This window comes from Sphingomonas sp. EC-HK361, assembly GCF_902498785.1.
Lineage (GTDB): Bacteria > Pseudomonadota > Alphaproteobacteria > Sphingomonadales > Sphingomonadaceae > Sphingomonas.
This window is the reverse complement of sequence record NZ_LR701494.1, coordinates 599707-612897: the sequence shown is the minus strand read 5'-3', so window position 1 is coordinate 612897 and position 13191 is coordinate 599707. Positions and strand designations below refer to the sequence as shown.

General features: G+C 67.6%; 15 protein-coding genes and 1 tRNA gene. All 16 read right to left on the bottom strand.

Annotated features, from left to right (window positions below):
* Nucleotides 1-18 precede the first annotated feature (18 nt).
* Nucleotides 19-450 carry a DUF6628 family protein gene (locus BOS5A_RS10215; RefSeq protein ID WP_151955023.1) on the bottom strand — a complete coding sequence of 144 codons (432 nt, stop codon included), beginning with the start codon at nucleotides 448-450 and terminating at the stop codon, nucleotides 19-21.
* A gap of 68 nt (nucleotides 451-518) precedes the next feature.
* Entirely contained in the window at nucleotides 519-1838 is a 1320-nt protein-coding gene (locus BOS5A_RS10210) for a bifunctional folylpolyglutamate synthase/dihydrofolate synthase (RefSeq protein ID WP_151955022.1), read from the bottom strand.
* 30 nt (nucleotides 1839-1868) lie between these two features.
* On the bottom strand, nucleotides 1869-2729 hold the full coding sequence (accD, locus tag BOS5A_RS10205; RefSeq protein WP_151955021.1) for an acetyl-CoA carboxylase, carboxyltransferase subunit beta: 861 nt from the start codon (nucleotides 2727-2729) through the stop codon (nucleotides 1869-1871).
* Nucleotides 2726-3538, bottom strand: a complete 813-nt coding sequence (gene trpA / locus BOS5A_RS10200) for a tryptophan synthase subunit alpha (protein WP_151955020.1) — start codon at nucleotides 3536-3538, stop codon at nucleotides 2726-2728. Before trpA ends, accD begins: the two co-directional genes overlap by 4 nt.
* The gene (gene trpB / locus BOS5A_RS10195) at nucleotides 3535-4764 is read right to left on the bottom strand and encodes a tryptophan synthase subunit beta (RefSeq protein WP_151955019.1); all 1230 of its coding nucleotides are present in this window, start codon (nucleotides 4762-4764) and stop codon (nucleotides 3535-3537) included. Before trpB ends, trpA begins: the two co-directional genes overlap by 4 nt.
* Nucleotides 4761-5396: a phosphoribosylanthranilate isomerase gene (locus BOS5A_RS10190; protein ID WP_151955018.1), complete on the bottom strand. Its 636-nt coding sequence runs from the start codon at nucleotides 5394-5396 to the stop codon at nucleotides 4761-4763. The genes trpB and BOS5A_RS10190 overlap by 4 nt, the downstream gene beginning before the upstream one ends.
* 45 nt (nucleotides 5397-5441) lie before the next feature.
* Complete coding sequence (gene pyrF, locus BOS5A_RS10185; protein WP_151955017.1) at nucleotides 5442-6116, bottom strand: orotidine-5'-phosphate decarboxylase; 675 nt, start codon at nucleotides 6114-6116, stop codon at nucleotides 5442-5444.
* Nucleotides 6113-6451, bottom strand: a complete 339-nt coding sequence (locus tag BOS5A_RS10180) for a lipopolysaccharide assembly protein LapA domain-containing protein (protein ID WP_151955016.1) — start codon at nucleotides 6449-6451, stop codon at nucleotides 6113-6115. Before BOS5A_RS10180 ends, pyrF begins: the two co-directional genes overlap by 4 nt.
* Before the next feature lie 66 nt (nucleotides 6452-6517).
* Nucleotides 6518-8803, bottom strand: coding sequence for a patatin-like protein (locus tag BOS5A_RS10175; protein WP_151955015.1), 2286 nt, complete (start codon nucleotides 8801-8803; stop codon nucleotides 6518-6520).
* Nucleotides 8803-9495: an endonuclease/exonuclease/phosphatase family protein gene (locus tag BOS5A_RS10170; RefSeq protein ID WP_151955014.1), complete on the bottom strand. Its 693-nt coding sequence runs from the start codon at nucleotides 9493-9495 to the stop codon at nucleotides 8803-8805. The genes BOS5A_RS10175 and BOS5A_RS10170 overlap by 1 nt, the downstream gene beginning before the upstream one ends.
* Nucleotides 9492-10130 carry a DedA family protein gene (locus BOS5A_RS10165; RefSeq protein WP_151955013.1) on the bottom strand — a complete coding sequence of 213 codons (639 nt, stop codon included), beginning with the start codon at nucleotides 10128-10130 and terminating at the stop codon, nucleotides 9492-9494. Before BOS5A_RS10165 ends, BOS5A_RS10170 begins: the two co-directional genes overlap by 4 nt.
* Nucleotides 10127-10546 carry a hypothetical protein gene (locus BOS5A_RS10160; RefSeq protein WP_151955012.1) on the bottom strand — a complete coding sequence of 140 codons (420 nt, stop codon included), beginning with the start codon at nucleotides 10544-10546 and terminating at the stop codon, nucleotides 10127-10129. The genes BOS5A_RS10165 and BOS5A_RS10160 overlap by 4 nt, the downstream gene beginning before the upstream one ends.
* Nucleotides 10547-10559: 13 nt before the next feature.
* Nucleotides 10560-10635: transfer RNA gene (locus BOS5A_RS10155), tRNA-Thr, on the bottom strand.
* Nucleotides 10636-10654: 19 nt separating this feature from the next.
* Nucleotides 10655-11521 carry a hypothetical protein gene (locus BOS5A_RS10150; RefSeq protein ID WP_151955945.1) on the bottom strand — a complete coding sequence of 289 codons (867 nt, stop codon included), beginning with the start codon at nucleotides 11519-11521 and terminating at the stop codon, nucleotides 10655-10657.
* Nucleotides 11511-11858: an MmcQ/YjbR family DNA-binding protein gene (locus tag BOS5A_RS10145; protein ID WP_151955011.1), complete on the bottom strand. Its 348-nt coding sequence runs from the start codon at nucleotides 11856-11858 to the stop codon at nucleotides 11511-11513. The genes BOS5A_RS10150 and BOS5A_RS10145 overlap by 11 nt, the downstream gene beginning before the upstream one ends.
* Entirely contained in the window at nucleotides 11855-13174 is a 1320-nt protein-coding gene (locus BOS5A_RS10140) for a replication-associated recombination protein A (RefSeq protein WP_151955010.1), read from the bottom strand. Before BOS5A_RS10140 ends, BOS5A_RS10145 begins: the two co-directional genes overlap by 4 nt.
* Nucleotides 13175-13191 lie beyond the last annotated feature (17 nt).

The following is a 13191-nucleotide window of genomic DNA, read 5'->3' as shown; positions in this document are numbered from 1 at the left end:
AAACCGCTGTTCGCCAGATCAGTCGCTCAGGACGATCGGGTGCCCGAGATCGGCAAAGGCCGCCGACACCGCTGCGATGCTGGCGAGCGCGCCATCCACGGATCGGTTCCCGAGCAGGTCGGCGAGCAGCAGCCGCGCGCGTGCCGGTCGCGTTTCCGCGCATTCCAGCAGCAGGAGCAGCGCGCGTTCGGCGTCGGTTGCGCGCGCGCAGCAGCACGGTGCGATGGTCAGGCAGGTGGCAGCACTCGCGGCGAGATCGGCCATCATCGCGCGCATCAGGGACAGCGGGCGTCGGAATCCGGTGCCGAAAGCCTGCATCATGATCTGCGTGGCGCGTGCATCGTGAAGCCCGTGCGCACCGATCCGGCGAACAACGAACAGGGCAAGGCGTGCCGTTCCGCCGGCGGGCAGGGAATGGGGCAGGGGGCGACTCACCGAAACGATGTCCATTGACGCGACTCCTTTGCGAGGACAGTCTCGCAAGTCGCTATTGCAAGTCAATCGCAAATAAAGTGGGGTCAGTCGGGCGGGGTGCCGTTGAGCTTGAGCGCCTCGCCGGCGAGGTAGAGCGAGCCTGCAATGAGGATGGCTGCTACATTCGATTGCGCCGTCGACGCCAGGCGGAGCGCGGCGGCGATATCGCCAGCAGCTTCTGCGTTCAGGCCCATCCCCCGCGCCTGGTCGGCCAGCGCTTGCGGATCATGCTCGTCGTGCCCGGGAACCGGGACGGCGACCACGAGGTCAACGACCGGAGCAAAGGCTCCCAGCACGCCGGCCGCATCCTTGTTGGCGAGCATGCCGAGAATGAGGATGCGCGGCCCGCGCGGCGCTGCTTCGATAAAGGCGTCCGCGACGCGCGCCGCCGCCGAGGGGTTGTGCGCCCCGTCGAGCCACAGCGCGCAATGCGCGGGGAGCGAATCGACCAGGTCGCCGCGATCGAGCCTCTGCATGCGGGCGGGCCATGTCGCCTGCCGGGACGCCTCCGCCATGGATTCCTCAGGCATGCGAAGGGCCGACTGGTTGCGGATCATTGCCGCGGCGAGCGCGAGGTTATCGCGTTGATGGTCGCCGGCAAGGGTCGGGATCGGCATCGCAATCGCAACTTTGGCGTCATGATAGCGCACCACGCCGTCCTCGCCCGTCCAGGTCCAGTCGCGGCCTTGCATCACGACGGGCGCGCGTCGCTCGGTCGCGATACGGTCGATCACCGCGGCGATCTCGGGCGGGTAGGCGAGGGTGACGAGGGGAACGCCCTCCTTGGCGATGCCGGCCTTTTCCGCGGCGATCACCGGCAGCGTCTCGCCGAGAAATGCCTGGTGATCGATGCCGAGCGCGGCGATTCCGGTGACGGCGGGGCGTGCGATGACGTTGGTCGCATCGAGCCGACCGCCTAGCCCCACCTCGATCACACAGGCGTCCGCGGGGGTGCGCGCGAAGGCCAGGAACGCAGCCGCGGTCGTGACCTCGAAGAAGCTCGCCCGCAGGCCATCGGCGTGATCGAGCACCTCTTCGAGTAGTGCGGCGAGATGGGCGTCGTCGATCAGCTCGCCGGCGAGCCTTATCCGCTCGTTGAAGCGGACGAGATGCGGGCTCGAATAGACGTGGACGCGTTTTTCCGCCGCCTCGATCGCGGCGCGCAGGAAGGCGCAGGTCGATCCCTTGCCGTTCGTCCCGGCGACATGGAAGACCGGGGGCAGATTGCGTTGCGGGTTGCCAAGACGATCGAGCAGCCGCGTGATCCGATCGAGCCCCAGCACATCCGCGCCGGGCGAGAGCGACCACAACCGGTCCAGCTGTGCCTGAACGGCAGGCGAGGAGGAGACGGCGTGGTCGGGCATCGCCGCTATCCTTGTGCGATCAGGGCGCGATCAGGCCGCGGCCCGTTCCGGGCAAAGATATTCGATCACGGTCGCCAGCTTCTCGCGAAGCGCCTTGCGGTGCACGACCATGTCGATCATCCCATGCTCGAGATAATATTCGGAAGTCTGGAAATCATCGGGCAGCTTTTCGCGGATCGTGTTCTCGATCACGCGGCGGCCGGTAAAGGCGAGCGTCGCCTTGGGTTCGGCGATGTGGACGTCGCCCAGCATGGCATAGGCCGCCATGACCCCGCCGGAGGTGGGATCGGTCAGCACGACGATGTAGGGTAGCCCCGCGTCGTGAAGCATCTGGATCGCAACGGTCGCGCGCGGCATCTGCATCAGGCTCAATATGCCTTCCTGCATGCGCGCGCCTCCGGACGCGGTGAAGACGATGAAGGGGCATTTGTCCTCGATCGCCGCCTGCGCGCCGCGAATGAACGCCTCGCCGACCGCCTGGCCCATCGATCCGCCCATGAACGCGAAGTCCTGCACGCCGATGACCACCTTGTGGCCCATGATCCGCCCGCGCGCGTTGACGAACGCGTCCGCCTCACCGGTCGCGACGCGCGCGGCCTTCAGCCGGTCGGCATATTTCTTGGAATCGCGGAATTTCAGCGGGTCTTCGGCGACCTTGGGCGCGGGCAGTTCGGCAGAGCTGCCCTCGTCGAACAGATAGGCGAACCGGTCACGCGGGCCGATCCGTTCGTGATGGTCGCATTTCGGGCAGACGTGGAGGTTTTCCTCCATTTCCTTGGCGAACACCATCTGCCCGCAGCCCTTGCATTTGTGCCAGAGATTGTCGGGCGTTTCCTTTTTGGTAGGAACAACCAGCGACAAGGCATTGCGAACACTAGAAAGCCAGCTCATGCGGGAATCCTTCGGGCCGACGAAACCGCGTCGGCGAGACTGCGAATATAGGGGATGACGGCGGCGGGTGCATCAGCACCGTTCGCGGCGATGATCTCGACGATGGCCGAGCCGACGACGACGCCGTCGGCGACCGCGCCGATCGCTTGGGCCTGTTCGGGTGTCCGTATGCCGAAACCGACCGCGACGGGCAGATCGGTTGCGGCCTTGATCCGCGCGACCGCGGCCTCGATCGAATCCTGCGCGGCCTGCTGCAACCCGGTGATGCCCGCCACCGACACATAATAGAGGAAGCCCGAGGCGCCATCGATCACCGCCGGCAACCGCGCGGCGTCGGTGGTGGGCGTCGCCAGGCGGATGAGGTCGAGCCCGGCGGCGCGGAGCGCCGGGCCAAGCGCGTCGTCCTCCTCGGGGGGCACATCGACGCAGATCACGCCATCGACACCGGCTTCCTGTGCGGCGTCGGCGAACCACGCGGCGCCGCGGCGGAGCATCGGATTGGCATAGCCCATCAGGACTAGCGGGATGCCAGCGTGGCGCGTCCGAAATTCCTTCGCGATGCGCAGGATGTCGGCAGTTGTCGTCCCGGCATCCAAACTGCGGATGTTCGCCGCCTGGATTGCAGGCCCGTCCGCCATCGGATCTGTGAAGGGCATACCCAGCTCGATGACATCCGCGCCGCCCTCGACCAGCGCATCGAGGATAGCCCCGGTCGCGGCTGGCGAAGGATCGCCGGCGGTCACGAAGGTGACGAGCGCCGCGCGACCATCGGCCTTCGCGCGCTCGAAGGCCGAACCGAGGCGGCTCATATCGCGACCCCCAACGCCTCGGCGACGGTGAAGATGTCCTTGTCGCCACGACCGCACAGATTGGCGAGGATGATCTGATCTTCCCGCATTTCTCGTGCCTTCCGCGTGACGGCTGCAATCGCATGAGAAGGCTCGAGCGCTGGGATGATGCCTTCCGTCCGACAGAGCAGCTGGAACGCGTCGAGCGCCTCGCTATCGGTGGCGGAGTCATATTCTACCCGGCCGATATCGCGCAGCCACGCATGTTCCGGACCGATGCCGGGATAGTCGAGGCCCGCCGAAATCGAATGTGCCTCGGTGATCTGGCCGTCCTCATCCTGGAGCAGATAGGTCTTGTTGCCGTGCAGGACGCCGGGAAAGCCGCCGGCGAGGCTGGCGGCATGGTCCTTGTCCAGTCCGTGACCCGCAGCTTCCACGCCGAGCATCGCGACGTCCGGATCGTCGAGAAAGGGATGGAACAGCCCGATCGCGTTCGATCCGCCGCCGATCGCCGCGACCAGCAGGTCGGGCAGGCGGCCGGTGCGGGCAAGCATCTGCGCCCGCGCTTCGATGCCGATGACGCTCTGAAAGTCGCGGACAAGCTCGGGATAGGGGTGCGGGCCGGCGGCGGTGCCGATGATGTAGAAGGTGTCGTGGACGTTCGCGACCCAATCGCGCAGCCCCTCGTTCATGGCGTCTTTCAGCGTCGCGGCACCTGAAGTCACGGCGCGAACTTCGGCGCCCAAGAGCTTCATCCGAAAGACATTCGGCTGCTGCCGCTCGATATCGCGCGCGCCCATATAGATGACGCAGGGCAGGCCGAAACGCGCGCAGACGGTCGCGGTCGCGACGCCGTGTTGGCCGGCGCCGGTTTCTGCGATGATCCGCGTCTTGCCCATGCGGATCGCGAGCAGGATCTGGCCGATGCAATTGTTGATCTTGTGCGCGCCGGTGTGGTTCAGCTCGTCACGCTTGAACCAGATTTCGGCACCCATCCCCTGCTCGGCACCTTCGCGCACCGCCGCGGTAAGCCGCTCCGCGTGGTAGAGTGGGCTGGGGCGACCGACATAATGTTCGAGGAGGTCGTCGAACTCGGCCTTGAATGCCGGGTCGGCCTTCGCCGCGCGATATTCCCGATCGAGATCGAGAACGAGTGGCATCAGCGTCTCGGCGACGTAGCGACCGCCGAACTGGCCGAAATGGCCACGATCATCAGGCTGTGCCCGGAAGGAATTTGGAGCGTTCATGCGTGGTCCACGGCTTTAAGGAACGTCGCGATCTTGTCCACATCCTTGACGCCGGGCGCGGACTCGACGCCGGAGGAGACGTCGACGATCATGGCGCCGGTGCGGCGGATGGCCTCGCCGACGTTCGAGGAATCCAGCCCCCCCGACAGCGCCCAGGGAAGCGGGTGGTGGAAGCCATCGAGCAGCCCCCAGTCGAAGCGGATGCCCATGCCGCCGGGCAGCGACGCATCGTCCGGCGTCCTGGCGTCATAGAGGATGCGCGTCGCGGCATCGCGGTAAGCCGCGGCGCGGTCGAGATCGGCGCGCGTCTTGACCGCGACCGCCGCCCAGGTTTCCAGGCCCGTTCGCCTTCGCAAGGCGGCGACGCGATCGGGCGCCGTCTTGTGCAGTTGCAGCGCTTCGAGCCTACTCGCCGCGACGGCTCGGTCGATCACGGCATCGTCTGGATCGACGAAGACGCCGACGCGCTGGACGTGGGAAGGGATGTCCCTCGCAAGCGCTGCGACTTGCTCAAAGCCGACGTCGCGTGGACTGGGCGCGAAGAAGACGAAGCCGATGTGGCGCGCGCCGCCCTCGATCGCGGCATCGCGTGCCGCCGGCGTCGTGACGCCGCAAATCTTGGCCACTGGCATCGCGGCGATATAGCGCGCGCGGCGGGCGAGGGAAGGGCGCGCGACTTACAGCGTCGCGCCGATTTCCCGCGCGGCGTGGTCGGGGTCTTCGGCCTGGGTGATCGGCCGCCCGACGACCAGGATCGAGGCGCCGGCGTCGAGCGCGGCGCGCGGGGTGACGACCCGCTTCTGGTCGCCGACCGCGCCGTTGCCTGGGCGCACCCCGGGCACGACGAAGAAACCCTTGGGCCAGAGCCGGTGCGCGGCGGCGACTTCCTCGCCGGAACAGACGATGCCGTCCACGCCCGCGCTCATGGCGAGTTCGGTCAGGCGCATCACCTGATCGTGCGCGCTGCCCGCGACGCCCGTGGTGCGAAGATCGCCGTCGTCGAGGCTGGTGAGCATCGTCACCGCGACGACCTTCGTCCCCGATGGCGCTGCGGCCTTCGCATCCTCCAGCATCGCGCGGCCACCCGCGGCGTGCACCGTCAGGATCGCCGGCTCGAGCGGGCGCAGCGACTGGATCGCTTTCCCGACCGTATTGGGGATGTCGTGGAGTTTCAGGTCGAGAAAGATGGGAAGGCCGATATCGGCCATCTCGCGCACGCCCTGCCGGCCGTTGCCGAGGAAGAATTCAAGACCGAGCTTGATTCCGCCGACATGGTGGCGAACGCGCTCTGCGATCGCCTTTGCCCGGTCGAGATCGGGGGTGTCGAGCGCGACGTAGATCTTGCTCGTCATGGCCGAGGCTCGCCTACCGGCGGGATCGGGACGCCGGCTGGCGAAAGCGGCGGGGCCATCGCGCTTGTAGCCGGCGGACCCGCTGCAAGGCGAATCTCGCTCAGCGCGCGCTCGGTCGCCGCGAGCCGCTGACGCAGCCGCCACTTGGTTGCCTGCTGATAGAGCAGCGTCGGGAGAAAGCCGATGAGGAAGACGATGAGCAGCAGGAGCGGCAGGTTGGTTTCGGCGATGAGTCCGCCGCCGACGCGGACGGGGACCGTGGTCCAGTTGCCGATGGTGAACAGCGCCGCGATGAAGGCGATGAGGCACCAGAAGAGGATCTTGAGAAACTGCATGGCTGCCGCCTCCCATGCGGGCGCCGCAAAAGCTAGCCCCGATGCGATCGCTTGACCAGAGGTGGCTCAGCCGATCTCGCGGCGGACGGCGGCGATCAGCGAAGCAACCGCGGTCAGCCGGGGCGCCTCCTCGTCGAGGATCGCGAGAAACACCTGTCGCTTGATCGCGGCGACGCGTCCCGGCTTCAGCCGGATCGTGTCGGGGAGTGCGGAGACGGTGATGTCGATGAGTCGTTGCGCGCCGTGGAGACGCCCCCACAGATAATCGTTTTCGCGGTAGGCGCGGCTGAAGAACGCGCCGAAGCTGTTGAACTGGATGCCCTTGAGCGTCGCCTCCGCACCGCCGCCGCGGATCGAGCGCGCGTCGTCCGGGGAGATGCGATCGACCTTGATCGGATCGAACTCATCGAGGCCCTCGCCCTGGAGCAGCGGGAGCGTCGCGACGTCGAAATAGGGAAAGCCGAGATAGGCGAGCAGCAGCGGACGGCGCACATCCTTGGCGAGCGCGGTCAGCGCATCGGCCAGTCGCGCATCGGTCTCGTCATCGATCCGCTTGAGATCGAGCGATGCGGCGAGCGCATCGATGACCGGGGCCGCATCGCCGCGCAGCGCGCGAATCTGCTGACGCAGCGGCGCGTGCCGCGGCGGCGACTTTGCGGCAAGATAGGCGGAAAGCGATTCGTAGACGGCATCGCGGATCGGTTGCAGCGAAGCCTCCGCGACATCGGCTTCGAGCGCGACGATGCGGCGCGACAGCAGCCGCAGACGGCGCAGGCGAAAGGCGATGTCGTGTTCGCGCAGGAAAGCGATGGTCGTCGGGTCGTCGGCCGAGCCGGCGGCCGCCTCGTCCAGCCCGCGTTCGCGCAGCGTATCGGCAATCGCGCCGCGTATCCTCCGCCAGCGCTGCGGGCCGGGCTCGCCACCGATCGCATAGGCAAGCTGGGTCATCCCTTCGATGACGCCGGCAAGCTTCAGATGGCCATAGGCCGCAAAGCCATAGCCCGCCTTCGCCGCAGCACCGGCATTCGCGCGCTTTCGCCAGGCGGAGAGGCGCGCCGGCGTGGGGCGATCGAGGAACAGCGTGTAGCCGAACAGCGATTCGACCTCATGCTCCACCTCGGGGCGGATCGCGGTGACGATCGCACGCATCCGCTCGATCCGCGCGGAGCGTTCGGCGATGGCGTCCAGATTGTCGCGGATCGGCTGGTGACGCGGCAATTCTGTCACCGCGCCGAGGATCGTCTGGAAAAAGCCCGGCACCTCGCTCGCTTCGCGTGCAAGGCGAAACTTCATGCCCGGCGAGGGGTCGATATAGACGAACCGGCGGTCGATCGGCCGGCGGGCGGGGCGATCCGCCAGTGCATCGATTGCGGGGCGGAAGGGCGCGTTGGCGAGCACCGAGCCGTCGATCATCACCGCCTTTTCCGCCGCATCGGCGGCGGCATGGCGCGGCAGGATGCGCGAAAGGAAGGCCTTGCGCCCCGGCCAGGGCCTATGCCGTGCCTTCAGCACGCCATCGAGTTCGCCGACGCTGAACGGCGGAAAGGCGCCGGGAAAGCTCGATGTGGCGCGCGCGGCGAAGGCGAGTTCGGCGGCGTCCCCCAGGGACTGCGATGGCTCACCGTGATCGCTGAACGCAAAGACCAGTCGGTGCTCGGTTTCGACGACCTCCGGTGGCGAATTCAGGCGCAGGCGTTCGGGATGACCCGTAAAGTCGGTGACGGTGACGAACAGATCGAGCGGCTGGCCGTCCGGGAGGAGCCGCGGCCCCCTGGGTGCCGCCTCCATCGCCTCGAACGCGTCGAGCAGCAGCGCGGTGAAGCGCGCGCCCCCGAAAGGCGGCTCGAACCAGCGCGACCGGACGAAATGGGAGAGCTTGGCGCGTACCTCGTCGCGCGTGCCGGGGTCGAGCTCGTCGATGTTCTCCGCGCTCCTGCCCGCCGCCATCCATGCGAGCGGGAGCGCCCAGGCCTTGGAAAAGCGCGAAGCGGGAGCGGCTTCGGCATCGATCAGCGCCTCGACATCGGCGGAGGTCAGCCACAGATCGGTCAGCGGCTCAAGGCTTTGTCCGGTCGCGAGCGCCTGGGCGAGGAAGATGCCGTTGATCCCGCCCGCGCTCGCGCCTGCGACGATATCGGGCAGCACGCGCAGCATCGTGTCGCCATCGGCCGCGATTTCCTCCAGCAGCGCGCGGTAGACGCCCTGGCTGCCGCCAAGCGCCGGCTCGCCGTCGTGGAAGGCGCGGCTCGCACGGGCCAGGCGCCAGATCTCCTTTGTGATGCCGTGCATGTAGACGGCAAGGCTGATCCCGCCATAGCAGACCAGCGCCAGGCGCAGCTCGCGTTCGCGCATCAATCCGCCGCCAGCGTCGCCCAGATGGGCAGGTGATCGGACGCCCGCCGCGCGGTGTTGCTGTGGTGCACGCCGCAATCGACGATGGTCATGTCCCGCACCATGATCCGGTCGAGACGCCCCACCGGTCGACGGGCGTGGAAGCTGGGGCCGGTCTCGGCGAAGCGGTAGCCATGGCCGAAATCGCGCAGACAGCCGCCAGACGCGGTCCATTCGTTCAGGTCGCCCATCATCACGGTCGGCAGGCGGCGGGTGCAGGCATCGACATGCGCCATGATCGCATGCGCCTGGCGGCGACGCCACAGTCCAGAGAGATCGAGATGCATGCCGATGACGCGAACGACGGTATCGCCGATCGCGACATCCGCGCTGACCGCGCCGCGCGGTTCGAGAGCCGGCAGATGAATCGGTTCGCAATCGAGGATACGCGCGCTGCGGCGGACGAGGATCGCATTGCCGTGCCAGCCGAGGCTCGCCGCGCGCACCCCCACGTCGATCGCCTGCCAGTCGCCATGCTCTGCCAGCGCATGCGGCGTGATGACCGCGGCGCGAGCGCCGAAGCGTCTGTCCGCCTCCTGCAGCGCGATGATATCGGCATCGACCTCGCGCAGGACCTCGAGGATCCGGTCGGGATTGCGTCGCCGGTCGGCGCCGATCCCCTTTCGCATATTGTAGCTGGCGACCTTTATCATGCCGATGGCGTAACGTCCGGCATCCTGTCGGTATCCCCGGAAAGATCGGCCGGCTTCATCGCGCGGTAAAGCCGGTATCCGAGGAACAGCGTGGCCGCGCCGCCGGCGATCGCCCAGCTGACGTTGCCGAGCAGCTCGGCCATCGCCTGGATGCGGTCGCTGAAGATATAGCCCAGCCCGCCGTAGAGCAGCACCCAGAGCAGCTCGCCCGAAACGTCCCAGAGCATGAAGCGCGGCCACGGATATTCGCTGAGTCCGCTGGTCACGTTGATCCATGGGCCCAGCGCCCCGACCAGCCACCGCGTGAAGAAGATGCCGGCGCCCGACCATTTGCGCGCGAAATCTTCCGCCGCATCGACCTTGTCCGCGCCGCCCACCGCGTCGGTAATCCGGCGGACGAGCCGGCGACCGCCCCAGCGCGCAGCCCAATAGCCGATCTGGTCGCCCAGCACCGCGCCTGCGACCGCGGCGGCAAGCGCCTGCGCCGGGTCGATCTCCCCCTGCGCGGCGACCGATCCGGCGGCGAGCAGCATCAGGGAGGATGGAAACGGTACGCCCGCCGATGCGAAGACGAGAATGAGGAAGAGCGCGACGACGCCGTAATCGGCGAACAGGCCGAGCAGGGTATCGCTCACCGCGCGCTCGATGCCGGCTTGCCCGTGCCCGGCGGTTGCCGCGGTGGCGGCGGCCCGGGCGGCGGATAGGGCGGGCGGACGTGGACGATCGCGTTCAGCAACCGCGCCTTCAACGTCGCCAGCGGCACCCCGGTGTCGGCGGCGATGCGGGCGAGCCGGCGGTGATCGGGTGGCGGCCCCGGCGGCAGCCCGATCGCCTGCTCCAGCACATAGGGCGGGACGTGATAGGAATGCGCCACGAAGCCGATCGACATCCAGCCCTCGATCGGCTCGTCGCGGTGTGCGTTCCAGAAGCGGACTTCGCGCACCGTGCGGACGACGGCGACGGCAGTGACGGTGGCAACGATCACGAAGCAGGCGATGAGCAGCCACTGGGTCGGAGAGCGGCCGCGCCATGTCATCTGCTGCGCCTTCATGCCCGAGCCAGAATGGTGCCGGTTGCAGGAATCGAACCCGCGACCTTCGGTTTACAAAACCGCTGCTCTACCAGCTGAGCTAAACCGGCGTTTCACGCGTCCTTTGCGTCAGGCGACGCCGAAGGTCCAGCCCTCGCTTTGCGCGATTGCGTCGGTCATCGCTTGCGGGTGCCACAGCTCGGTGCGCCGGGCGGAGGCGCGCAGCCACGCGGCGGTGAGGATCGCGTCGGTCGCGTGGTCGTCATAGCGGGCGAGCGGCGCGTGCGGGCGGCTGCCGATCGCGGGCGACGTCAGCGCTTCGTCGAGCGCATCCGGGCCACGCATCTTGCTCAGCCCCTTGCGGATGCCGGCCGCGCGGGCGGCGATGGTGGTGTAGATTTCGACGATCGCGGCGCCCTTGGACGGCGCGGGGTCGAACGGCCAGACGGGGATCGCACCGTCCAGACGATGAAGCAGGCGCATCCCCGCAAAGCTCGATTTCGCGACCTGCGCGGCGCCGATCGCGTCGTAGACCGTGGAGGGCTTGCCGCCGCCTTGCGCGTTGAACCACGTCTCGCATTCTCGAAAATGCATGAAATCGGCCTTCGCGCCGTCCGCCGCGCCGAGATAGAAGTGACGACTGCGCCGCGCTTCAAGGAAAGACGCGGCACCGAGATCCACATCGGCGCTGTGCGCATCGACATAGGCCCACAAATCACGCGCGCGAACGCTGTCGGTTTCGCCCGGCAGGTGCGCGCCGCGCGCCATGAAGGGCGCAGAAAAGCTGAAATCGAACCCGACGAGCATTGGGTCGCTGCGCCGGGCGACCAGCCAGTCGAGCACCGCTTGCCGCGACCACACGCCGTCCGGCGGATCGACGAGGACAGGCGCCGCGTCCCCCTTGTCACAAAGCGCGACCGCAATCCCCCTGTGGCGGCTTCCCTTCGCGCCCGACCAGTCGATCGCGGCGAAGCGGCTGAAATGCTCAGGGACGATCGCCGAACGCTCCCCGCTGCACCTTCGACGCGCGGTCCCACCACGCGCGGCGGACGACGCGTGCGACGCGCTCCGGATCGGCGCTGCCATAGCGTACGAGCAGTCCCGGCCAGCCTTCATAGTGCGGCGTCTGCCAGAAAGTGTCGGGATCGGTATCCAGCAGCACCGCCTTTTCGTCGTGCGGGCTCATCACATGGAAACTGTCCGCCTCGCGGCCCGGTGAGACGAACGCCTTCTTGTTCACCTTGGGGCAGGGCGTGCCGTAGAAGCTTTCCATATAGGTATCAGGCAGCGTCAGCGCATAGGCGACGACCTGATCCCAATCGTCGAAGGTCATGATCGGCGCTCGGCGCGGAGTTGCGACCAGTAGGCGAGCCGTTCCGACAGCCGCTTCTCGAATCCGCGCTCGGTCGGTTCGTAAAAGGTCTGTGGCGGCAGGTCGTCGGGCCAGTAATTCGCGCCGGAAAATCCGTCCTCGGCATCATGGTCGTAGGCGTAGTCCTTGCCGTAGCCGATCTGCTTCATCAGCTTCGTCGGCGCGTTCAGGATGTTGGCCGGCGGCATCAGCGATCCGGTTTCCTTCGCCGTTCGCCAGGCCGCTTTCTGCGCCTTGTAGGCGGCGTTCGATTTGGGGGCGGTCGCGAGATACAGGCAGGCCTGTGCGATGGCGAGCTCACCCTCGGGCGAACCCAGGAAATCATAGGTATCCTTCGCCGCGATGCACTGGACGAGCGCCTGCGGATCAGCGAGCCCGATATCCTCCACTGCCGCGCGGGTCAGGCGGCGGAGGAGATAGAGCGGTTCCTCGCCGGCCGTCAGCATCCGCGCGAGATAATAGAGCGCTGCCTGTGGATCGCTGCCGCGGATCGATTTGTGGAGCGCGGAGATGAGGTTGTAATGCCCCTCCCGGTCCTTGTCGTAGACTGCGACGCGGCGTTGCAGGAAGCTGGAAAGGCCCGCGGGATCGAGCGGCGCGGGCAGGTCGGCCGAGAACAACGTCTCCGCCTGATTGAGAAGGAACCGGCCATCGCCATCGGCGCTCGCGACCAGCGCGTCGCGGGCGGGCGGGGTGAGGGGGAGCGGGCGGTCCATCTCCGCTTCGCCGCGCTCCAGCAGCAGTTCCAGCGCAGCGCGATCGAGACGGTGGAGGATCAGCACCTGCGCGCGGCTGAGGAGTGCGGCGTTGAGTTCGAACGAGGGATTCTCCGTCGTCGCGCCGACAAGCGTCACCGTGCCGTTTTCGACATAGGGCAGGAAGCCGTCCTGCTGCGCGCGGTTGAAGCGGTGGACTTCGTCCACGAAGAGCAGCGTCTTCGTGCCCATGCGGGCATGTTCCGCTGCCTCCGCGAACGCCTTCTTCAGGTCGGCGACGCCGGAAAACACCGCCGAGATCGCGACGAATCGTAATCCCACCGCGTCGGCGAGCAGCCGCGCGATCGTCGTCTTGCCGGTGCCGGGCGGACCCCACAGGATCATCGACGAAAGCCGCCCCGCCGCGACCATCCGTCCGATCGCGCCCTCGGGGCCGGTCAGGTGATCCTGCCCGACGACCTCACCGAGCGCGCGGGGGCGGAGGCGGTCTGCGAGGGGCGCGTCCGGCGCAGCGATATCGGCAGGGGCGGCGGGTTCGAACCCCGCGAACAGATCGGCCATACGTTCAAGATAGGGGG